We start from the raw sequence: 22,010 nt of genomic DNA, 5'->3' as shown, positions 1-22,010 counted from the left end.
CAGCCGCGCCTCGGATCTGGCGGGAACCGGCAGGAAGCCGCAGGCCAGGTTTGCAGGGCGGCCTTGAGGGTGAAGGGAGATTTGGCCGAACAAATCTCCCTTCCCGTTCGCCGGGCGGAACCGGCATCGAAATCATCATCCGCGCAGCGGATTCATAAAATAAGGGCCGGCACTCACGCTAAACCATCCCCCCTCACCACGGCAAACTGCCGCCCTGGCGGCGATACCAGCCGGTGACGGACAAACGCTGCCGCTTGGCCGGCAGCACCTCGTGCCAGAAGCGATCGGCCAGGAACAGCACCAGCGTGCCGGCTTCCGGCTCCACATCGATGAATTCTTTGCAGGCATCGTCCAGATACAGGCGGATCTGCCCGCCACCGTCGGCCGGCCAGTTTTCATTCAGGTAGAACACCGTGGTCAACACGCGGGCGTCGTCGTCGCGGAAACGGTCCAGGTGCTTTTTGTAGAAGGCGCCCTCCGGGTAGACGGCGAAATGCGACTCCAGCTCGGCCAGGCCCAGGTACAGGCCGCGATTCACCGCCTGCATGATCTCGTCCATCGCGGCATTGTAGGCGCGCACCGCCGGCAACTCGCCCACCTGATCCAGCCACAGCACCGAGTCGGAGCGGATCTCGGCGCGGCGCGCCTGGCCATCGGCGCGGCCGGTGGCGGCCTCGTGGAAGCGGCCGTCGTCCCACACGTGCAGGCAGGCCTCGCGCAGATTGGCGACCAATTCCGCCGGCAAGGCGCGGGGGATGACGATCCAGCCCCGGTCGGCCAGGGTGTCGAGTACGGCGTCGAGTTCGAATTGCAGCGCGGTCATGTCGGTGTTGTCCAGAAAACGGGCTGACGCTTTCTACCACATGCCGCATCCGCTGGCGAATGTCGAATATCAATCCTTGCAAGCTTATCCGGCCAGCCGCGACGGCGCCGCCTCCGCAACCCGCTCACACAGACGGCCAGCCGCGGGCAGCGCCATCAAAAAAGGGAGCGGAAAATGATTCCGCTCCCTTTTCAAAAAAACGACTGCTTATGCTTTCGGAGGCGTGCCCTCGGCATTGGCCACCACGGCATCGATTTGTATCATCGCGCCGCGAGGCAAGGCGCCAACGCCCACCACCCGCCGCGCGGGAACGCCGCCGGGGAAGAAGGTGGCGTAAACCTCGTCCACCGCATCCATATCCGCGATGTTTTTAAGGAAAACATTGACCTTGACCACATCGCCCATCGCGTGGCCTATGCTTTCCACGATGGTCTTGATGTTGTTCAAGCACTGCGCGGCCTGCTCTTTCACGCCGCCGGCCACCATTTCATTGGTCTCCGGATGCAAAGGCAATTGAGCGGAAAGGTGGTTGTAATGGGAGAACGCCACCGTTTGCGTAGAAAGCGGGCACCGGGGAGCGTTTTCAGTATTATGCGCCTTGATCACAATGCCGTGCCTGTCTTCAACGGCTTGCGGCGGCGTGCCATCCCCATGCGACACCACCGCTTCAATTTGCACCAGGGCATCCATAGGCAGCGTGGCTTCCACTACCGTGCGCGCCGGAACATAGGCCACCGCCCGGGCGATGGCCGAGTCGGGGAAGAACGCGCGATAAGCTTCGTTTACCGATTCGATATCCGACAGGTTTTTAAGGAAAATATTGACTTTGACAATATCGTCAAACGGCACTGCGATATTTTCCAGAATCGCCCGGATATTCTTCAAGCACTGAACCGCCTGCTCTCTTGCGCCGCCCACGACCAGCTTCCCGGATTCAGGATCGATCGGCAACTGCGCCGAGATATTGTTGTAATGGGAAAAGGCCACCGATTGGGTAGACAAATGGCTGGTCGGCGCATTGCGGCTATCGCTTGCGATCTTGACCAGATCGCCAGCCTGCGGCGCATTGGGAATGGTGCCCTCGCCATTGGAAAGCAGGGCCTCCACCTGCAACAAGGCGCCCATCGGCAAAGCCGCGACCGCGACAGTCGTCAAGGTAGGGACATAATCCGGGAAGAAGGCGGAATACACCGCGTTGACCGCATGCATGTCGGAGATATCTTGCAGGAAAATGGTGATCCTCACCACATCGCTCATCTCATGGCCGATGCTTTTTATAATTTCCTGGATATTCTTGAAGCATCTTTCGGCCTGTTCTTTCACGCCGCCAGCCACCAAGCGCCCCGTCGCGGGATCCACCGGCAACTGAGCCGACAGATTGTTGTAGTGCGAGAAGGCTACCGTTTGGGAATACCTCCCCATTCCATTTGGCGCCTTTTCCGAATTCCTTGCCAGTACCGCGTTGAAGCTACTCATGATGGTATACCTGTTTCGTTCGAATTAATCCGCAGCATGGCCGAATATATGTCGCTTCGCCATCAACAACCGCCGCTCCATTGGCATTACCATTATTCAATCCATTCCACGGCAAGATAAAGCCTTGGCAAAACCGAAAAACCAATCAAGGCCGAAATCGCGGGGAATGGAAGCAATGCAATCAAGATTCCGGATTTTATCGGTTCATCGCCTAGGGCTGTCAATACGACTCGACAATAAAACAAAGCGCAAGGAATCAATTCGAATTGAGTAAAAGGCCGCCGCCACAGGACATAGCCATCCATCATGTCGCATATTCAACTAAAACTGCTCTTTAATGCTAATACTTCACACTGCCATTTTCTTCACACCTGTTCTTTAAAACTGCAAGATCAAACATATTCCTCAGAAGTGGGATTTGACAATGATCAACATCGACAATATGCGGCGCCAAATGATTTGTTGTTTATCACGTTTTAAATGAGAGGCCGAACTATAAATTAGCGCGCAGCCCATGACTCACCAGTTGGACAAAGCCGCCCCCGAGCGCCGCGGTGGCGCAGATAAAGATACGCGAGAGGCCGCATGGCATCCATGCGGCCTCTCTTACGCAAAAAGAATGCAGAATGGGCGTGAAATCCAAGTCCCAGCCACCCATCCAAGCCGGCTCAATAATTCTCCGCCACCGCGTCGTAGCGTCCCGCCAGCCAGTCCAGCGCCAACGGGAAGTGGTCGCGCGGCGCATCAGGGTGGGTCAGCAGCGACACGTGGTTGTAGTCGTACAGATGGCCGGCCCGCCGCCCAAGCAAATGCAGGCGCGACAGATGCGGGCCGGATTCGTCGCGGAAGCGGCGCACGTCTTCCGGATGGCCGCGGCAAGGATCGTTGGCGGCGGCGAAATACAGCACCGGCGGCAGATGGCCGGCCTCCGCCGCCGCGGCATAATCGAAGCCGTCGTCGCTGTCCACCCACGGCCTGGGCTGGGCCCACAGCTTGCTCTGCAGATGGCTCTTGTCGCTCTCGTCGTCGACACCCAGCCGGATGCGCCGCGCCGGCAGATAGCCGCAGGCCTTGATCAGCCAGCGCGCAGCGGTGCACCACATGAAATCCACCTCGATCAGCTTGTTCAGATTGCGCACCCTCACGCTGCGTTTGGAGCCGAAATACACCACGCTCGCCACCTCGGCGGCGATTTCCGGGAAACGGACCAGGCAGCTGGTCATGTGCACGCCGCCCCAGGAGTGGGCGATCCAGTGCACCTGCTGGCCGCCGCTTTTCCTGCGGACGAAGTCATGCAGCGCCGGCAGGTCTTCGCAAATGGTCTCGGTCTGGCCGTGGCGGGAATGCGGACCGATCTTGGGCGTGCTGCGGCCCCGGCCGCGCAGGTCGGCTGCGTACACATCGTAGCCGGCGTCGGCCAGGAAGTGGGCCAGGCCCTTGCCGGATTCGGTATAAAAGGTGCGGCCGTTGGCCATCACGCCATGCGCCATCAGCACCGGCGCGCCGCCTTCGCGGCCGCAGATGCGCTTCAGATGCAAGCGCTCGCCATCGCCGACCGGCACCCATAAGTCCTGCTGCAGTTTCTCCATATTCTCCTCGCTGGCCGATGCCATCGCCGTCTGCGCGGCAATTCAAGCAAACGCTTGATCATGACAAAGAACCCGGCAAAGGAAAAGCCGTTCGCGCGCCGTCCTGCCGCAAACGCAGCCGCTCGCTGTAGAGCGCCAGCCCCGCGCCGGCCACGCACAGCAGCGCCAATATGGCGAACACCACCCAGGACGGCCCATGCGACAGCAGCACCCCCACCATCGCCGGCCCCAGCGCGCCGCCCAGCGAAGCCAGATTCTGCGCGCCGTAATAGCTGCCCTTCAGCGCGTCCGGCGCGATGGCGTCGATGTACAGGTATTCGGCCGGCACCAGCACGATCTCGCCCAGAGTGAACAGCGCGATCGCCGCGCACATCAGCGGCAGGCTGTCCACGCTGCCCAGCCACAGCATGCCGGCGCCGATCAGCAGAAAGCCGCCGACGATGGCCCGCATCAGCCGGTTCGGCTTCAGCAGCCGGCCCAGCGGGTATTGCAACAGCACTACCACCACGGCGTTGCAACTGATCAGCGCCGACATCCAGCGCATCGCCTCGGCCTCGTCCATCCGCGTCAGCAGGAACAGCGGCAGATAGCCGGAAAAACGGCCGTACACCACATAGGCCAGCAGGCTGCTGAGGGTGAACCACACCAGCACCCGGTCGCCGGCCAGCGTGCGCAGCGTGGCGGCGAAACCGTCGGGCAGCGCCGCGGGATCATGCCGCCGCTCCGGCAGCCGGGGCTGCGCCGCGAGGCCGGCCAACGCAAGCAGGCCGCCCAGCCAATAAGGCGCCGTCTCGTGCCAGAACAGCATGCCGGCGCACAGCATGGGCCCCAGCGCCCAGGCCACGTTGGCCAGCGTGTAGCGCATAGAAAACGCCTTGCTGCGCCACTGCTCGGCCACCACGTCGCTGAGTATCGCCTTCACCGCGATGCTGTATACCACCATCGCAAGCTCGCCCGCCGCCAGCGCCGTCACCACCGTCGCGTAGCTGTGGCCGTAAGGCAGCAACACGCTGCCCGCGCCCATCAGCACCGCCGCGCCTCTCAGGGCCGGCCCCCTGGGCAGCCGGTCCAGCCAGTAGCCGCCGTACAGTCCAAACAAGGCGGACCCCAGCAGCACCACCGCCAGCAGCGTGCCGGTAGCCTGCACCGACAACTGCAATTGCTTGCCCAGCGCCAGCACCAAGAGCGGCGAGATCACCGCCCGCGACAGGGACAACAAGAAGGAAGACAGCAGCACGCGCCGCACCACGGAAGAACGCAGATCCACGACAACACCTTGTAAAGCAAAGGGAACCGCTGCAGTATTGCCGATAAAGCGGAATGTAAAAATGGATACAATCCCGAATAAATACTTCCGCTTTTATCCTGCCCATCCCAACAGGAGTCCCGATGCGCCTGCAGCAGCAATACCAGCAGCTCTATCTGGCCTATGGCGACGCGCCGGCCCAGCCCGGCCTGCCGCAGCTGGCCGAGTTATGGCGATGCGGCGAGCGCAACGCGCGGCTGCAGCTGGCCAGGATGCGCGAACTGGGCTGGCTGGAATGGCGGGCCGGCCGCGGACGCGGCCACCGCTCCACGCTCAGGCTGCTGCAGCGGCCGGACGAGCTTGAATGGCAGCAGTTGCAAGGCATGCTGGCGCGCGGCCAGCTGGAGCAGGCCTTCTCCCGGCTGGAGCCGTCCAGGCAGCAACGGTTGCTGGCCGCCCTGCCACAGCACCTGGGCGCCGGCGACAGCGGACGCAGCCTGCGCATTCCCATTCCGCACCCACCGCTGACACTGGACCCGCAGCACGTCAACTCCCGGCTGGAATCGCACCTGGTGCGGCAGATCTTCGACCGGCTGTGCCGCCACGACCGCCTGGACCAGGAACTGCGGCCGGCGCTGGCCCACCACTGGGAAGCCGATCCGGAAGGCAGAAATTGGCGTTTCTGGCTGCGTCCCGGCCTGCGCTTTCACGACGGCGGAGCGCTGGACGCCGAAACCGCGGCCGCCAGCCTGCTCAGGCTCAAACAGCCGGACAATCCCTACCACGCACTGTACGGCCATCTGCGGCAGATTGACGTCCATGACGCGCAGTCGTTCAGCTGCCGGCTGTCCGAAGCCGACCAGCTGTGGCCGCAGCGGCTGGCGACCGCCAATTCGTCCATCGTGCCGATGCGGCGCGGCGCGGATTTCGAGCGCATGCCGGTGGGCAGCGGGCCATTCCGCGTCGAACTGCACAGCCCGCAGCGGCTGAAACTGGCCGCGTTCGATCAGCACTACCGCGAGCGCGCGCTGCTGGACGCCATCGAACTGTGGATCATCCCGTCCCCGGCCGAGCAGGACTTCCACCTGCGGCTGGAATACGGCAATCAGCGCGGCGCCACCATGCTGCAATCGGCTTGCACCTATCTGCTGCTGTCGCCGCGCAGTGCCCGCGTCGCGGCCGGACAACGGCTGCCGCTGATGCGCTTCCTGGCCGAGCCTCATCCGGTGGCCGATTGCGACGAACGCGCGCCGGCGCTGGGGCTGCAGCCGGGCTGGCGCCATCCGCGCCCGGCGCCGGCTCCGCCGCCGCGGCTGGATGGCGCGCGGCTGACGCTGTTCCATTACGATCTGCCCTGCTTCCCGCCGCTGGCCGCCGCGCTGGCGCAGCGGCTTGCGCAACAGGGCGTCGCGCTAGACATCCATGGCCTGTCGCGGCGCGAATTCTTCGACAGCGCCGCCTGGCGCGACCGCGCCGACCTGATCCTGTGCAGCGAACTGCTGCACGACGACCGCGACTACGGCATGTTCGAATGGCTGAGCGGCTGCAGCACTCTGCAATTGGGACTGGCGCCCGACGCCGCCGCCCGGTTGGCCCGGTACATGCGCAGCCTGCAGGCGGAACCGGAATTCGCCGCGCGCCAGGAAGGCTACCGCCGCGCCGGCGACTGGCTGGTGGCCGAAGGCTGGATGCTGCCGCTGTCGCACGAGACGCTGGGCCACGTCGCCAGCCCGCAGCTGGCCGGCTTGCAGCTGGGCGGCAACGGCTGGACCGACTTCGCCGGCCTGTGGCTGCGCGGCTGAGTTGACGCGCGTCAACTCCGGACGCGCCCCGCCTCTTGAAACCGCTCACATGCGCCTCATCTTCGATAACAGGACGAAAATCCCGCCGTAAGCCCATGAACTGAAAGGAGAAGCAAATGAGCATGCTGCCTGCCCGCCATAGCCTGTTTGACGAGTTTTTCCGCGATTTCACCCCGGGTTTCCTCGTCAAACCGCTGCACGGCGACGCGCTGCCAGCGCAGATCAAGATGGATGTGAAGGAAACCGGCGACGCCTATCAGGTGGAAGCCGAATTGCCGGGCGTCGGCAAGGAAGACATCCACGTCGACATCGACGGCGCGCTGGTGACGATCAAGGCCGAGATCAAGCAGTTCGACCAACAGGACAAGGATGAACGCCCGCTGCGCAGCGAGCGGTATTACGGCCTGGTGTCGCGCAGCTTCCAGCTGCCGCAGGACATCGACCGCGAAACCGCCAGCGCCAAGTATGAGAACGGCGTTCTGAGCCTGACCCTGCCCAAGCGCCGCAACAGCGGCGCCGGCCAGCGGCTGCGGATCGAGTAAGCTCAGCCTCGGCCCCGCGGCAATAAAAAACGCGCCGGTCTCCCGGCGCGTTTTCGCTGGCGATGACGCGAATCAGGCCAGGATCTTGGATACGATCTCGTACACGTCCTTGGACAGCTCGGCCCGTGCCATGCGCTCCAGCTCGGCCCGCATCAGCGCCTGCCGGCCCGGCTCCAGCTTCTGCATCCGGCGGAAGGCGCGGGTCAGGCCGCTGGCCCCCTGCGGATTGATGGCGTCCAGCTCCAGGATGCGGTCGGCCAGGAAACGGTAGCCGCTGCCGTCGCCGGCGTGGAAGTGGTGCAGGTTGGCGCCGAAAGCGCCCAGCAGCGAACGCACCTTGTTGGGGTTGCGGATGCTGAACGCCGGGTGATGCAGCGCCGCCTCCACCCGCTGCAGCGTGCCGTCCAGCTGGCTGCCGCCGATCAAGGTGAAGAACTTGTCCATCACCAGCGCCTCGTTCTGCCAGCGCGAGGCGAAGTCGGTGAAGCAGTCGTCGCGCTCCTGGCCGTCGCGGTCGCGCAGCGCCAGCAACGCGCCCATCTGGTCGGTCATGTTGTCGGCGTCGCGGAACTGCTTGGCGGCGATCTCTGCCGGCCAGGCGTCGTCCAGGCGGTTCAACATCCATAGCGCTCGGTTCTTCAGGCTGCGCTTGCCGGAGTCCTGCGGCTTGTACTCGCGGGTGAGATTGAGTTCGTACGCCTCGCGCCATTCGCCCCGCAGCGCCTGCGCCAGCTGGTCCAGCACGAATTCGCGCACCAGGTGGATCGCCGCCGGATCGGCCACGTCCACCATTTCCAGGATTTCGCCTTCGCTCGGCAGATTCAGCATCAGCGCCTTGAACGCCGGATCCAGGCTATGGTCCTTCAACACCGCGCGGAAGGCGCCGATGAAGGTTTCCGACAGCTTGAGCTCGCGGCCCGCGGCCGCGTCGTCCAGCAGCTGCTTGAACAGGCGCTCGGCGAAGATCTGGCCGGCTTCCCAACGGCAGAAGCTGTCGCTGTCGCTGGCCATCAGGAACACCAGCTGGTCGTCGCGCCAGTCGTATTCCAGCTTCACCGGCGCGGAGAAGCCGCGCAGAAGCGACGGCACCGGCTCGGCCGGGATGTCGACGAAGGTGAAGCTCTGTTCGGCGGCCTTGACGTCCAGCACGCGCGACGCGCCAACAGCCTCGGCTTCGCCGGCGAGGCGCAGCGGCAGGTCCTGGCCGTCCGCGCCCACCAGGCCCAGCGCCAGCGGGATGTGGAACGGCAGCTTGGCCTGCTGGCCCGGCGTGGCCGGGCAGCTCTGCTTGACGGTCAGCGTGTAGCTTCGCTCGCCGGGGTTGTAGCTGGAGGAAACGGCCAGGCGCGGCGTGCCGGCCTGGCTGTACCACAGCGCGAACTGCGACAGATCGACGTCGTTGGCGTCGGCCATCGCGGCTCGGAAATCGTCGCAGGTGACGGCGTGGCCATCATGGCGCTTGAAGTACAGGTCCATGCCCTTGCGGAAGCCGTCTCGCCCCAGCAGCGTCTCGTACATCCGCACCACTTCCGCGCCCTTCTCGTACACGGTCATGGTGTAGAAGTTGTTCATCTCGATATAGCTGTCCGGACGGATCGGATGCGCGGTCGGGCCGGCGTCCTCCGGGAACTGCGCCATGCGCAGGCCCTTGACGTCCTCGATGCGCTTCACCGCGCGGCTGTAGATGTCGGCGCTGAATTCCTGGTCGCGGTAGACGGTCAGGCCTTCCTTCAGGCTCAGCTGGAACCAGTCGCGGCAGGTGACGCGGTTGCCGGTCCAGTTGTGGAAGTATTCGTGGCCGATCACCGCCTCGATGCCTTCGAAGTCGGCGTCGGTGGCGGTGTCCTGGCGCGCCAGCACGTACTTGGTGTTGAAGATGTTGAGGCCCTTGTTCTCCATCGCGCCCATGTTGAAGTCGCCGACCGCGACGATCATGTAGATGTCCAGGTCGTACTCCAGGCCGAAGCGCTCCTCGTCCCACTTCATCGAGTGCTTGACCGACTCCATCGCGTGCGCGGTCTTGTCCTGGTCGGCGGGCTCGGTCCAGATCTCCAGCGCCACTTCGCGGCCGCGCATGGTGACGAACTTGTCCTTCAGCGCCACCAGCTTGCCGGCCACCAGCGCGAACAGATAGGACGGCTTGCGGTAGGGGTCGACCCATTTGACCCAGTGCCGCTTCTTGTCCACCATGCCCTCGCCCACCTTGTTGCCGTTGGACAACAGCACCGGGTACTTCTGCTTGTCGGCCTTGATGGTGGTGGTGAACTTGGCCATCACATCCGGACGGTCCAGGTAGTAGGTGATCTTGCGGAAGCCTTCCGGCTCGCACTGGGTGAACAGGTTGCCGCTGGACGCGTACAGGCCCATCAGGCTGGTATTGGCCGCCGGATCGAGTTCGGTTTCCACTTCCAGGATGAAGCTGTCCGGCACCTGCCGCACGGTCAGCACGTCGTCGGCCAGGCCGTAGCGGGTCTCGTCCAGCTTTTCGCCGTCCAGCAGCACGGCCAGCAGCTTGGCGCTGCCGTCCAGCGTCAGGTCGCGCTCGGCGGAATCGCCGTTGCGGGTGACCACCAGCCGCGACTGCACGCGGGTGGCCTCGTCCTCGATGTCGAACACCAGATCGACGCGGTCGATCAGGAAGGCCGGAGCCCGATAATCCTTGCGATACTTGACTTCTGGCTGTTGGGCCATGCGTGTCTCCTTATGGTCCGGCTCGTGGCCGGTCTCTTTCATAGACGGCGCGGCGCCTGATCGGCGCCGCTCTTGGTCGAAATCGACCGCTCTGTCAGCGGCCTGCAATCCATTTGCCGCCGCCGGCTTCCAGCTTGAGGCGGCAGGTATCCTCGGGCGCGGCCTGCGGCGCCACGTCGAAAGTCATCAGTTCGTCGCGGCGGAAGGCGTGCAGCTTGATCTTGTCCCCCGCCGCCAGACGGGCAAGTTGTTTGTCCAAATCGTAGGCGCGGAGCTTGTCCACCGCCACCACCACGTCGCCGCCGGACAGGCCGGCCTGTTGCGCGGCGCCGCCGTCCAGCACCTGAGTCAACTTGACCCCGGCGGCATCGGCCGCGGTCTTGATGCCCAGCGTCAGCGGCGCCGGCTTGCCGGCGAAGGCATCCACCACGCCGCCGCGGTCGGACGCGCCCTGCGCGGCCTCGAATTTCAGTTCCACGCCCTGGCTCTTCAACAACTCCGCCAGCGGCAGGTCCTGGGTGCTGCGCAGCGCCAGATCGAAGAAGGGCTTGAGCTTGAGGCCGGTGGTTTCGATCGCGATCTTTTCCCACTCGTCCTCTTCCAGGCCCTTGCCGTCAGCCAGCCACTTGCTCCACAGCGCGCGCATCACGTCGTCCAGCGACTGCTTGCCCTTGCTGTCGCGGCGGATGGCGAGATCCAGCGCCAGCGCGGCCAGCGAGCCCTTGGTGTAGTAGCTGACGATGCTGTTGGGGCTGTTCTCGTCCTGGCGGTAGTACTTGGTCCAGGCCTCGAAGCTGGATTGCTCCAGCGTCTGCTTGAGGCGGCCCGCGCCGCGTTGCACGCCGGTGATGGTTTCCGCCACCAGGCCCAAGTAGCGCTTCTCGTCGATCAGCCCGCAGCGGACCAGGGTCAGGTCGTCGTAATAGGAGGTGATGCCTTCGAATGCCCACAGCAGGCGGGTCATGCCTTCGCGATTCAGGTCATATGGCGTGAACGCCGCCGGCTTCATCCGCTTGACGTTCCAGCTGTGGAAGTATTCGTGGCTGATCAGGCCCAGCAGCTTCAGATAGCCGTCGCCGATGTCGGTCGCGCCAGGCGCGGGCAAGTCGTCGCGGTTGGCCACCAGCGCGGTGGACGCGCGGTGCTCCAGGCCGCCGTAGATGTCCTTGCCGACGAACAGCATGAACACGTAGCGATCGAACGGGGCCGGCTCGCCGAACAGCTTGATCTGGTATTCGCAAATCTTTTTGGTGTCTTCGGCCAGTCGCTTCAGATCGCTCTGGAAATGGCCGGAGACAACGAACTCGTGCGGCACGCCGCAAGCCTTGAAGCTGACCTTTTGGAACTCGCCCATTTCCACCGGGTGGTCGATCAGCTCATCGTAGCTGGATGCCTGGTAGCCGCCGAAGCCGCTCTTTTTCTTGATGTCGACGGCGGGCAGGCTGGTGGCTACTTTCCAATCGGCGTAGGCCTTGCCTTCCGGCGCGTGGATCTCCACGGCGCAGGGCTCGTTTTCATAACCCTCAGCCGCCAGGAACACGCTGGTGCCGTTGAAAAAACCGCGCTCGCCGTCCAGATAGGCGCCGCGCACCGACAGGTCGAAGGCGTAGACCAGATAGCGCAGCGTCAGCGCGCCCTTGGCCGGCGCCGCCTGCCAGCGGTTCTTTCCCAACTGCCGCAGCGCCACCGGCTTGCCGCCGGCGCGGGCCTCCATCTCGACGATGTGCTTGGAAAATTCACGGATCATATAACTGCCGGGAATCCACGCCGGCAAAAAAAACACCTGGCCATCCTTGGCCGGGTGCGTAACGATGACGGTTGCCTCGAACAGGTGCGCTTCCGGCGACACCGGGCGCAGCGTGTATTGTACTGGGACGGGTTGGGTCATGATCAGCCTGCAAGCGTTGCAAAACTTGATGATTCTAGCATTTCCGCGATTTTGGCGGTTGCCCTCATGGCGTATTGATCCATGTCAAGAAGTCATACCAATACGCCAATACAATTGCATGCGTAGCAACATGCACTATTCGTATCGCTACCCTCGTAATACCGCGAGAATTGGGACAGACAAGAACCGATCCAAGCCGACTATGCAACTGGCTCGCATAAGGCATTTGATTTAGAATAACGGCATTGGATACGTGGGAATTTGGTGCTATCGAAAAGGCCGGCAAACTGCTAATACAGACATCAAAGCCTATCGGTACAGGTCAAGCACCTGATTCGACTTTCACTACACGGTTCCCCGCGGCTTGCTTTCCAATTTCCAGATTGGGATGAGGTTGAAAAGTTCAAGCCGCCTCGGTTTGTCATGTTCTGAGTTAGCAACCTTGGAGAAAACCTTAAATGGAAACGCAACCCACTTATAACTATAAGGTGGTGCGCCAATTTGCCATCATGACCGTAGTTTGGGGCATCGTCGGCATGTTGGTGGGCGTCATCATTGCGGCCCAGCTGGTGTGGCCGGAGCTCAATTTCGGGCCCTGGTTCCACTTTGGCCGCCTGCGCCCCTTGCACACCAACGCCGTCATCTTCGCCTTCGGCGGCTGCGGTCTGTTCGCCACCTCCTACTACGTGGTGCAACGTACCTGTAACGTCAGACTGATTTCCGACAAGCTGGCCGCCGTCACCTTCTGGGGCTGGCAGCTGGTGATCGTGCTGGCGGCCATCACGCTGCCGCTCGGCTTCACCACCTCCAAGGAATACGCAGAGCTGGAATGGCCGATCAAGCTGCTGATCGCCGTGATCTGGGTGATTTACGCCATCGTGTTCTTCGGCACCATCGCCATCCGCAAGGTCAAGCACATCTACGTGGCCAACTGGTTCTACGGCGCCTTCATCCTGGCCGTGGCGCTGCTGCACATCGTCAACTCCGCCTTCGTGCCGGTGACCATGTGGAAATCCTATTCGGTGTACTCCGGCGCCGTCGACGCGATGGTGCAATGGTGGTACGGCCACAACGCGGTGGGCTTCTTCCTGACCGCGGCCTTCCTCGGCATGATGTACTACTTCGTTCCCAAGCAGGCCGGCCGTCCGGTGTATTCCTACCGCCTGTCGGTGGTGCACTTCTGGGCGCTGATCTTCACCTATATGTGGGCCGGTCCGCACCACCTGCACTACACCGCGCTGCCCGACTGGACCCAGTCCGTCGGCATGGTGTTTTCCCTGATCCTGCTTGCGCCGTCCTGGGGCGGCATGATCAACGGCATCATGACCCTGTCCGGCGCCTGGCATAAGCTGCGCACCGACCCGGTGCTGAAGTTCCTGGTGGTGTCGCTGTCGTTCTACGGCATGTCCACCTTCGAAGGCCCGATGATGTCTATCAAGACCGTCAATGCCTTGTCCCACTACACCGACTGGACCATCGGCCACGTGCACTCCGGCGCGCTGGGCTGGGTGGGCTTCATCACCATCGGCTCGATGTACTACCTGATCCCGCGCCTGTTCGGCCGCGAAACCATGCATAGCGTCAAGCTGATCGAGGCCCACTTCTGGCTGGCCACCGTCGGCGTGGTGCTCTACATCGCCGCGCTGTGGATCTCCGGCGTGATGCAAGGCCTGATGTGGCGCGCGCTGAACCCGGACGGCACCCTGACCTACGCCTTCGTCGAGGCGGTGAAAGCCACCTACCCGTACCACACGGTGCGTCTGCTGGGCGGCTTCCTGTACCTCTCCGGCATGCTGTTGATGGCTTACAACACCTACCGCACCGTCGTCGCAGGCCGCGCCGTCGATGCCAAGATCCCGGCCATCACCGCAGAAGCACATTAACAGGCGAGAATAATCATGGACAGAATCCAGAAACTGATTGAAGAGCATGTAGGCTGGCTGATCGTGCTGACCCTGCTGGTGGTCAGCGTGGCCGGCCTGGTGGAAATCCTGCCGCTCGCGTTCCAGAAATCCGTGACCGAACCGGTGGCCGGCGTCAAGCCGTTCACCGCCCTGCAACTGGCTGGCCGCGACATCTACATCCGCGAAGGCTGCACCACCTGCCACACCCAGATGATCCGCCCGTTCCGCGCCGAAACCGAACGTTACGGCCACTACTCCGTGGCCGGCGAATCCGTCTACGACCACCCGTTCCTGTGGGGCTCCAAGCGCACCGGCCCCGACCTCGCCCGCGTCGGCGGCCGCTATTCCGACGAATGGCACCGCGTGCACTTGAACAACCCGCGCGACGTGGTGCCGGAGTCGAACATGCCGGCCTTCCCGTGGCTGTCCAAGAACCTGGCCGACGCCGACGTGGTGCCGAAGAAGATGGAAGCCCTGCGCCTGGTCGGCGTGCCCTACACCGACAAGGACATCGCCGAGGCGAAGTCCCAGGTGGAAGGCAAATCCGAGCAGGACGCCGTCGTCGCCTACCTGCAGGGCCTGGGCCTTGCCGTGAAGAACAGGCGCTAAGCCATGGACTGGGTCACTTTCGGGCGTTCGCTGTTCACCGTGGTCTGCTTCGCGTTCTTCATCATGGTGTTGATCATGGCCTACAGCAAACGCTCCAAGAACCGGTACGAGGAGGCGGCCAACCTGCCCTTCATGGACGACGACAAGGTAGAGGAAGCCCCGCATGACGAGGCTTCCCACGGAGCGAGAAAATGAGTCAATTCACAAGCGGTTTCTGGAATATCTGGATTATCGTGATCGTGCTGGGCGGCATCATCGGCTTGACGCTGCTGGTGTTCACCCAATCCAAGACCACGGTCAAAAAGGGCGAAGAAGTCGACATCACCGGCCACATCTGGGATGGCGACCTGGCCGAGTACAACAACCCGTTGCCGCGCTGGTGGATGCTGATGTTCTACATCACGCTGATCTTCGGCGTGGTCTACCTGGTGCTGTACCCGGGCCTGGGCGACTACAAGGGCGCTTTCGGCTGGACCCAGATCGACCAGTACAAGGCCGAGAGCAAGGCCGCCGAGCAAAAATACCAGCCGCTGTACGACAAGTACCTGAAGCAGGATATGAAGTCGGTCGCCGCCGACCCCAAAGCCCAGGAAATGGGCCGTCGCCTGTTCCAGACCTACTGTGTGCAGTGCCACGGCGCGGATGCCCGCGGCGCCAAGGGCTTCCCCAACCTGGTGAGCCATGACTGGATCTACGGCGGCGAGCCGGACACCATCAAGACCACCATCCTGAATGGCCGCCACGGCCAGATGCCGGCCTGGGGCGCCGCCTTCGGCGAAGAGAAGGTCAAGGATGTGGCCAACTACGTGATGTCGCTGTCCGAGCACAAGAAGAAGTTCGACGCGGAACGCGCGGCCCGAGGCAAGGAAACCTTCGCCGCGGTATGCGCCACTTGCCACGGTCCGGACGGCAAGGGCAACCAGCAACTGGGCGCGCCCAACCTGACCCATCCGTCGGGCAGCTGGCTGTACGGCGGCACCGAGAAGGCCATCATCGAGACCATCACCAACGGCCGCAGCGGCCAGATGCCGGCCTGGAAGGATTTTCTCGGCGAAGGCAAGGTCCACCTGCTGGCCGCCTACGTCTGGAGCCTGTCCAACAACCCCAAGGCGCAGCAGTAAGCGCCTTGCACGGCGCGCCGTCCGCCCCGCGCGGGCGGCGCGCTTCGCCTCTCCCCACCCAGAGGCTTTGGTAGAGCGCATCGACCGGTGAGTTTCACCAAACCCTCTTCAGGAAAACGACATGTCCGAATCGCTGAAGAAAATCCCGATCAAGGTTGAAGGCGCCGGCCAGGACAACGAAACCGTCTCGCTGTACGAATCCCACCAGAAAATCTACGTCCGTGCCGCCAAAGGCATGTTCAACAACCTCCGCATCCTGTTCGTGCTCGGCACCCAGCTGGTCTACCTGGGCCTGCCCTGGCTGCAATGGAACGGCCGCCAGGCGGTGCTGTTCGATCTGGCCGACCGCAAGTTCTACCTGTTCGGCCTCACCGTCTGGCCGCAGGACTTCGTCTACCTCGCCGCGCTGTTGATGTGCTGCGCCTTCGGCCTGTTCACCTGGACCACCATCGCCGGCCGGCTGTGGTGCGGCTATTCCTGTCCGCAGACGGTGTACACTGAGATCATGCTGTGGATAGAGCAATGGGTGGAGGGAGACCGCAACAAGCGCATCAAGCTGGACGCCGCGCCGATGAGCTTGCGCAAGCTCAGGCTGAAAACCGCCAAACACTTCATCATGATCGCCTTCTCGCTGTGGACCGGCTTCACGCTGGTAGGCTATTTCACGCCGATGCGCAGCCTGGTCGCGGCGCTGCCCACCTTCGGCTACGGTCCGTGGGAGACGTTCTGGATGTTCTTCTACGGCGGCTTCACCTATCTGTTCGCCGGCTTCATGCGCGAGCAGGTGTGCAAATACATGTGCCCGTACGCCCGCTTCCAGAGCGTGATGTTCGACGCCGACACGCTGATCATCTCCTACGACGAGGCCCGCGGCGAGCCGCGCGGCGCCCGCAAGAAGGGATCCGACCCGAAAGAACAGGGCCTGGGCTCCTGCATCAACTGCAGCATCTGCGTGCAGGTGTGCCCGGTGGGCATCGACATCCGCAACGGCCTGCAATACGAATGCATAGGCTGCGCCGCCTGCATCGACGCCTGCGACGAAGTGATGGACAAGATGGGCTATCCGCGCGGCCTGATCCGCTACACTACCGAAAACGCGCTGGAAGGCAAGTATCCGGAAAAGGAAATCGCGTCGCGGCTGAAACGTCCCCGCGTGGTGCTGTACATCCTGGTGCTGAGCGCGGTGATCATCGCCGCCGTCACCTCGCTGGCGATGCGCAAGCCGTTCAAGGTGGACATCCTGCGCGACCGCGCGTCGCTGGTGCGCGAGACCGACGAAGGCTGGCTGGAAAATACCTACATCATCAAGATCATCAACACCACGGAACGTCCGCAGCAATTCCGGATCACAGCCGAAGGCCTGCCCGACATCAAGGTCAAGACCGAAACGCCGCTGGTGGCCATTCCCGCCGCCGCCACCGACAGCGCCACCGTGCACGTGGAGGCCGATCCGCAGTACGCGACCAAGGGCAGCCACCCGATCCGCTTCATCGTAGAATCCGCCGGCGATCCCTCGTTGCGGGTAGAAGAAAAATCCAGCTTCATCGGAGAATGACATGCAGCACACCGCCCACCACCCGTCCCGCCCCTGGTACAAGGAACCCTGGCCCTGGATACTGTTCGGCCTGCCGGCGGTGTCCGTCGTCGTCGGCATCTTCTTTCTGATGGCGGCGATCAAGTCCGACGACGGCCTAGTCACCGACGACTATTACAAGAAGGGCAAGGCGATCAATATGGAGCTGCGGCGCGACAAGGCCGCGGCGCAAATGGGCCTGTCCGCCCAACTGATGTTCGGCAGCGACGGCCGCAGCCTGCGCCTGGTCACAAGCAGCAAGGTCAAGCTGCCCGACACCCTGTCGCTGAGCATGATCCACCCGGCTCAGGACGATTACGACCTGTCCGCCGTGATGACCATGGCCGGCCCCAAGCTGTACCAGGGCATCCTGCCCAAGATCCCCGTCAACGCCAATCACTGGTACGTGCAGCTGGAAGACCATGACAAGAAATGGCGGATCCAGGGCGAATGGAAGCCGGGCTCCGGGCAGATGGCGATGCTGGGCCAGCCGCATCTGGAGCCGGCTGAGCACTGAGCGCCAGACTCGCCCCCTATCGAAACGGCCCGCAAGCGGGCCGTTTTTTTGATGCCACCGCCAGCCAGACAACGGCGTAGCGGCGGCCCGATCAGATGGCGGCGTCCGAGTGATAACGCAGCCAAAAGGCCTCGCGGCAGCCGTTATCGAAGCTTTTGCGCATCGGCGCTATGCCCGGCGAGCCGCCCAGCTCCAGCACTTCATAGGTGATCCAGCTCTCGGCGCAGGCCAGCTCGCTGGGGTAGTCGTCCACCTCGATGCTGCGGCGGATCGCCACGCCGTTGTCGAAACGGTACACGCGCTCTCGCAGCGTCACCTCGCAATCGGCCTCGCGCCAGTTGTCCTGCCTATCCTCGCGGCCGACGATGCGCTCCGCGCCGGCGCCGCCCATGATCGCCCGCGCATAGCCGGCCAGCGGCTCGCTCGCTTCGGCCATCAAGCGCTCTCCTTGCGGATATCGGCCAGCAGCGGTTGCGCCAGACGGCGGTAATCGTCGCCGTCCAGCACGATGGACGCGTCCAGCCGGCCGGCGTTGAATGCGACCTCCCGGTAGCGCGCCAACAGCTGCGGGTCGACCACCAGCCGGATGGACGGATCGAAGCTGAACGGCGGGATGGAGCCGATCACGCAGCCGGTGGCGGCCTCGGCGTCGGCCGCGTCGGCCAGCTTCACCTTGCGCGCGCCGACGGCGGCGGCCACCTTGGCGAAATCCACCCGCTCGTCGCCGGGCAGCACCGCCAGCACGAACCGGCCCGGCGCGTCCGCCACCTTGCACAGCATCGCCTTGGCCCCCTGCCCCACCTCGGTGCCGCGTATCTCCGCCACCTTGTGCGAATTGCCCTCGGCTGGATGCTCTATCACCCGGAAACGGGCCTGGCCCTCTTCCAATATGTTCCGCAAACGTTCAAACACGGTCAGCGCCTCCCGCAAATACTGGATCATTCTAAACAACATGCGGCCGGAAAGCGGATGGACAAGCCCCGAATGCCGCTTGTTGCCCAACCCGACCAACCTCTACACTGCAAGCCTCGTTCCCATCCATGCCTCCCATGCTCAAACTCAACCTCGGCTGCGGCCACGACAAGCGGACTGGCTTCATTAATGTCGACTCTCAGGCTGCTTGCCAGCCAGATCAGGTGGTCGATCTGGAGCGATTCCCCTGGCCCTGGGCCGACGGATCGGTGGACGAGATCGTGATGAGCCACGTGCTGGAGCATCTGGGCGCCGCTATCGACACCTATCTGGGCATCATCAAGGAGTTGTACCGGGTGTGCGCGCCGGATGCCCGCGTCACCATCACCGTGCCGCATCCGCGCAGCGACAACTACCTGGCCGATCCCACCCATGTGCGGCCGATCACGGCGATGGGCCTGCAAATGTTCAACCAGGAGCTGAACCGCCAAAGCATCCAGGAAGGCGGCTCCGGCACCCCGCTGGGTATTTATCTGAATGTCGACTGGGCGCTGGAATCGTCGGATGTGAAGATCCTGGAGCCCTGGGCCAGCCGCTTCAACGGCGGCCAGCTCACCGAGGACGACATCGCGTTGGCGGTGCAGAACTTCTACAACGTGATCGGCGACTGCACTTTCGTGATGCGCATCCGCAAACCGGCTTTCGCCGGCTGAGGCTCGCTCACGCATCCCGATCCGGGAGCTGCCCGGGCGCATCGCCGCCCAGCCGCGCAACCCTCTTGCCCGCCATCCGCCAGGCATGCATCATGCATAGCCGGACGGCAGCGGAAACTGGCGCTCCGCCATCCGCCTCCTAGCCGCAACCACCGTACAGAAAGGCTGAAGATCATGTCGAAAGAGCTTGTCTTCTATACCAACCCGCAATCGCGGGGCAATATCGTGCACTGGATGCTGGAAGAAGTGGGCGCGCCCTACCGTCCGGTGCTGCTGGAATACGGCGCGTCGATGAAGGCGCCGGAGTATCTGGCCATCAATCCGATGGGCAAGGTGCCGGCCATCCGCCATGGCGATCAGGTCGTCACCGAAGGCGCGGCCATCTGCGCCTATCTGGCCGACGCCTTTCCCGAGGCCGGGCTCGCCCCCGCGCCAGCCGAACGCGGCGATTATTATCGCTGGCTGTTTTTCGCCGCCAGCTGTGTGGAGCACGCCTGGACCAATCAGGCCGCGGGCTTCACGCCCACCCAGGAGCAACAGCGGATGTTCGGCTACGGTTCCTACGAAGCGACGCTGAACACCCTGGCCAAAGCCGTCGCCGGCCGCCGCTACCTCGCCGGAGACCGCTTCAGCGCGGCCGACGTGTATGTCGGCCGCACGATAGGCTATGGCATCGAGTTCGGCAGCATGCGCGGCTGGCCCGAACTGGTCGCTTACTGGGATGGCCTGAAAAACCGGCCGGCCCTGCTGCGCGCCGCCGAGCAGGCCGCCCAGTGGCAGGCAAGCAAGGCGTAGACGCCAGCCACGCGGGGAGGCGGACTCGCAGCCTCCTCCCGCCCGCAAGCGCTACGCCGGCCTCAGCCGCGCGGTGAAGTGCCGCAGTATCGGCGGCTCGTAGTCGAAGGCCAGCCCCTTCACCTCCGCCGCGCGCTGTTTCACCTCGATCAGACAGTCGGCGATGTAGTCCATGTGATCATTGGTATACACCCGGCGCGGTATCGTCAGACGCATCAGTTCGAACGGCGACGGCTCCTGCTGGCCGGTCTGCGGATTGCGGCCCAGCAGCAGCGAACCGATCTCCACCGCCCGGACGCCGCCTTCCAGATACAGCTCGCAGGCCAGCGCGTGCGCGGGAAACCGCTCGGCCGGAATGTGCGGCAGCAGGCGCGCGGCGTCGACGAAAACGGCGTGGCCGCCGGTTGGATACTGGATAGGCACCCCGCCCTCGCGCAGCCGCTCGCCCAGGTAGGCGACCTGGCCGATGCGGTAGTCCAGGAAAGCGTCGTCCAGCCCTTCCCTCAACCCTATCGCCAGCGCCTCCATGTCGCGACCGGCCAAACCGCCATAGGTGACGAAGCCCTCCATCGGCACGCAGCGCACCTGCACCTCGCGGAACAGCGCCTCGTCGTCCTTGAAGCAGCACAGGCCGCCGATATTGACCAGCGCATCCTTCTTGGCCGACATCGTGAACATGTCGCCGTGGCCGAACATTTCGCGCGCGATGGCCGGCATGGAAGCGCCGGCATAGGCCGGATCGCGCGCGCGGATGAACCAGGCGTTCTCGGCGAAGCGGGCGGCGTCGATCACCACCGGAATGCCGCGCGAGCGCGCCAGCGCGCTGGCCGCGCGGATATTGGCCATCGACACCGGCTGGCCGCCGGCGCTGTTGCAGGTGATCGTGATGATGACGGCGGCGACGTTGTCGCCCTCGGCCGCGATGATCTCCTCCAGCCGCGCCAGGTCGAAGTCCCCCTTCCAGTCGTACGCCGTGCAGGTGTCCAGCGCCTGCGGCGTCAGCACGTTGACCGCGCGGGCGCCCGCCAGTTCGACATGGGCCTTGGTGGTGTCGAAATGGTAGTTGGACAGGAACACTGGTCGCTCGCCCCGGCAGCGCTTCACCAGCTCCGGAAACAATATCTGCTCCGCGCCGCGCCCCTGGTGGGTGGGGATGGTATGCGCGTAGCCGAACAGCTCCCGCACCGTGTCGGCCAGCCGCAGGAAATTGCGGCTGCCGGCATAGGCCTCGTCGCCCATCATCAAGCCGGCCCATTGGCGATCGGACATCGCGCCTGTGCCGCTGTCGGTCAGCAGGTCGATGTAGACATCCTCGGCTTTCAACAGGAAGGGATTCCAGCCGGCGTCGGCCAGCGCCCGGCGACGGTCTGACGGCGTGGTTTGCCGGATGGGCTCCACCATCTTGATGCGGAAAGGTTCGGGAATGCGTCGTGCCATGGTCTTCTCCTCGGCGCGGCCGCGCGCCGCCCGGACAAGCGCAGGCGAAGCGGCGGCGGGCCGTCATGCGGTCGAAACAAATAGGGAAACGATTGCCGGAGGAGATCAGGCGCGCGGGAAGTCGAACGTCAGAATGATGTCGACGGTGTACCAATTGGGGCGCAGGCCATTGAGATGAGTCAGCGCCTGGCCAGCATGGGGTTCGATATTCATCGCCACACCTTGAGGCAGTTGCATGGTCGCCCGGACGCGGGCATGCCTTCAAGATAGAGCAGGATTGTCTGACTGCGCAACAATCAAGAACTAACAAAAACCATCTCGCCATTGATTTGTATACAGTCAACAATAACCACTATGCAATAAACTCATCAC

At 63.6% G+C, this 22,010-nt stretch carries 19 protein-coding genes; 10 read left to right on the top strand and 9 right to left on the bottom strand.

Going from position 1 to position 22,010, the window contains the following annotated elements:
- Positions 1-193: 193 nt before the first annotated feature.
- The 4 genes from BKX93_RS19005 to BKX93_RS18990 all read right to left on the bottom strand — a co-directional run bounded on the left by BKX93_RS19005 (position 194) and on the right by BKX93_RS18990 (position 5,155).
- Positions 194-823 (bottom strand): 2OG-Fe(II) oxygenase, encoded by a 630-nt coding sequence (locus BKX93_RS19005; protein ID WP_070980889.1) that lies wholly within the window; start codon positions 821-823, stop codon positions 194-196.
- Positions 824-1,030: 207 nt separating this feature from the next.
- The gene (locus BKX93_RS19000; RefSeq protein WP_070980887.1) at positions 1,031-2,299 is read right to left on the bottom strand and encodes a RidA family protein; all 1,269 of its coding nucleotides are present in this window, start codon (positions 2,297-2,299) and stop codon (positions 1,031-1,033) included.
- A 668-nt stretch (positions 2,300-2,967) separates the two neighbouring features.
- Positions 2,968-3,888 (bottom strand): alpha/beta fold hydrolase, encoded by a 921-nt coding sequence (locus tag BKX93_RS18995; protein ID WP_070981903.1) that lies wholly within the window; start codon positions 3,886-3,888, stop codon positions 2,968-2,970.
- A gap of 58 nt (positions 3,889-3,946) precedes the next feature.
- Positions 3,947-5,155 (bottom strand): MFS transporter, encoded by a 1,209-nt coding sequence (locus BKX93_RS18990; protein WP_046157327.1) that lies wholly within the window; start codon positions 5,153-5,155, stop codon positions 3,947-3,949.
- 122 nt (positions 5,156-5,277) lie between these two features.
- Here BKX93_RS18990 and BKX93_RS18985 point away from each other — a divergent pair, with 122 nt between their 5' ends.
- Both BKX93_RS18985 and BKX93_RS18980 read left to right on the top strand, forming a co-directional pair.
- On the top strand, positions 5,278-6,936 hold the full coding sequence (locus tag BKX93_RS18985) for an ABC transporter substrate-binding protein (RefSeq protein WP_070980886.1): 1,659 nt from the start codon (positions 5,278-5,280) through the stop codon (positions 6,934-6,936).
- Between the two features lie 116 nt (positions 6,937-7,052).
- Positions 7,053-7,478 (top strand): Hsp20/alpha crystallin family protein, encoded by a 426-nt coding sequence (locus BKX93_RS18980; RefSeq protein ID WP_046157329.1) that lies wholly within the window; start codon positions 7,053-7,055, stop codon positions 7,476-7,478.
- A gap of 72 nt (positions 7,479-7,550) precedes the next feature.
- Here the strand turns inward: BKX93_RS18980 and pepN are convergent, their stop codons facing one another.
- Both pepN and BKX93_RS18970 read right to left on the bottom strand, forming a co-directional pair.
- Complete coding sequence (pepN, locus tag BKX93_RS18975) at positions 7,551-10,169, bottom strand: aminopeptidase N (protein WP_046157330.1); 2,619 nt, start codon at positions 10,167-10,169, stop codon at positions 7,551-7,553.
- A 94-nt stretch (positions 10,170-10,263) separates the two neighbouring features.
- Positions 10,264-12,057 (bottom strand): M61 family metallopeptidase, encoded by a 1,794-nt coding sequence (locus BKX93_RS18970; RefSeq protein WP_070980884.1) that lies wholly within the window; start codon positions 12,055-12,057, stop codon positions 10,264-10,266.
- A gap of 458 nt (positions 12,058-12,515) precedes the next feature.
- On the opposite strand from BKX93_RS18970, the gene ccoN reads away from it, so the two are divergent.
- From ccoN to BKX93_RS18940, 6 genes are all read left to right on the top strand, one after another.
- Positions 12,516-13,940: a cytochrome-c oxidase, cbb3-type subunit I gene (gene ccoN, locus BKX93_RS18965; RefSeq protein ID WP_021478124.1), complete on the top strand. Its 1,425-nt coding sequence runs from the start codon at positions 12,516-12,518 to the stop codon at positions 13,938-13,940.
- Between the two features lie 15 nt (positions 13,941-13,955).
- On the top strand, positions 13,956-14,570 hold the full coding sequence (gene ccoO, locus BKX93_RS18960; RefSeq protein WP_046157332.1) for a cytochrome-c oxidase, cbb3-type subunit II: 615 nt from the start codon (positions 13,956-13,958) through the stop codon (positions 14,568-14,570).
- Between the two features lie 3 nt (positions 14,571-14,573).
- A complete protein-coding gene (locus BKX93_RS18955) occupies positions 14,574-14,765 on the top strand; it encodes a cbb3-type cytochrome oxidase subunit 3 (RefSeq protein WP_046157333.1) in 192 nt (63 codons plus the stop codon).
- Positions 14,762-15,691: a cytochrome-c oxidase, cbb3-type subunit III gene (ccoP, locus tag BKX93_RS18950; RefSeq protein WP_021478127.1), complete on the top strand. Its 930-nt coding sequence runs from the start codon at positions 14,762-14,764 to the stop codon at positions 15,689-15,691. The genes BKX93_RS18955 and ccoP overlap by 4 nt, the downstream gene beginning before the upstream one ends.
- Positions 15,692-15,812: 121 nt before the next feature.
- Positions 15,813-17,246 (top strand): cytochrome c oxidase accessory protein CcoG, encoded by a 1,434-nt coding sequence (gene ccoG, locus BKX93_RS18945; RefSeq protein ID WP_070980882.1) that lies wholly within the window; start codon positions 15,813-15,815, stop codon positions 17,244-17,246.
- Position 17,247: 1 nt separating this feature from the next.
- The gene (locus tag BKX93_RS18940; RefSeq protein ID WP_070980880.1) at positions 17,248-17,781 is read left to right on the top strand and encodes a FixH family protein; all 534 of its coding nucleotides are present in this window, start codon (positions 17,248-17,250) and stop codon (positions 17,779-17,781) included.
- Between the two features lie 91 nt (positions 17,782-17,872).
- Here BKX93_RS18940 and BKX93_RS18935 read toward each other — a convergent pair whose 3' ends face one another.
- Together BKX93_RS18935 and BKX93_RS18930 are read right to left on the bottom strand one after the other, a co-directional pair.
- On the bottom strand, positions 17,873-18,217 hold the full coding sequence (locus BKX93_RS18935; RefSeq protein ID WP_070980878.1) for a hypothetical protein: 345 nt from the start codon (positions 18,215-18,217) through the stop codon (positions 17,873-17,875).
- Entirely contained in the window at positions 18,217-18,693 is a 477-nt protein-coding gene (locus tag BKX93_RS18930) for a YbaK/prolyl-tRNA synthetase associated domain-containing protein (protein WP_046157582.1), read from the bottom strand. The genes BKX93_RS18935 and BKX93_RS18930 overlap by 1 nt, the downstream gene beginning before the upstream one ends.
- A 137-nt stretch (positions 18,694-18,830) precedes the next feature.
- On the opposite strand from BKX93_RS18930, the gene BKX93_RS18925 reads away from it, so the two are divergent.
- The gene (locus tag BKX93_RS18925) at positions 18,831-19,406 is read left to right on the top strand and encodes a class I SAM-dependent methyltransferase (RefSeq protein ID WP_070980877.1); all 576 of its coding nucleotides are present in this window, start codon (positions 18,831-18,833) and stop codon (positions 19,404-19,406) included.
- A 174-nt stretch (positions 19,407-19,580) separates the two neighbouring features.
- The gene (locus tag BKX93_RS18920) at positions 19,581-20,201 is read left to right on the top strand and encodes a glutathione S-transferase family protein (RefSeq protein ID WP_046157571.1); all 621 of its coding nucleotides are present in this window, start codon (positions 19,581-19,583) and stop codon (positions 20,199-20,201) included.
- 51 nt (positions 20,202-20,252) lie between these two features.
- Here the strand turns inward: BKX93_RS18920 and BKX93_RS18915 are convergent, their stop codons facing one another.
- Positions 20,253-21,638 carry a tryptophanase gene (locus tag BKX93_RS18915; RefSeq protein ID WP_070980875.1) on the bottom strand — a complete coding sequence of 462 codons (1,386 nt, stop codon included), beginning with the start codon at positions 21,636-21,638 and terminating at the stop codon, positions 20,253-20,255.
- Between the last annotated feature and the right edge of the window lie 372 nt (positions 21,639-22,010).

The organism is Chromobacterium vaccinii (genome assembly GCF_001855275.1).
GTDB classification, from domain to species: Bacteria; Pseudomonadota; Gammaproteobacteria; order Burkholderiales; family Chromobacteriaceae; genus Chromobacterium; species Chromobacterium vaccinii.
This window is presented reverse-complemented; position numbering and strand designations above follow the sequence as displayed.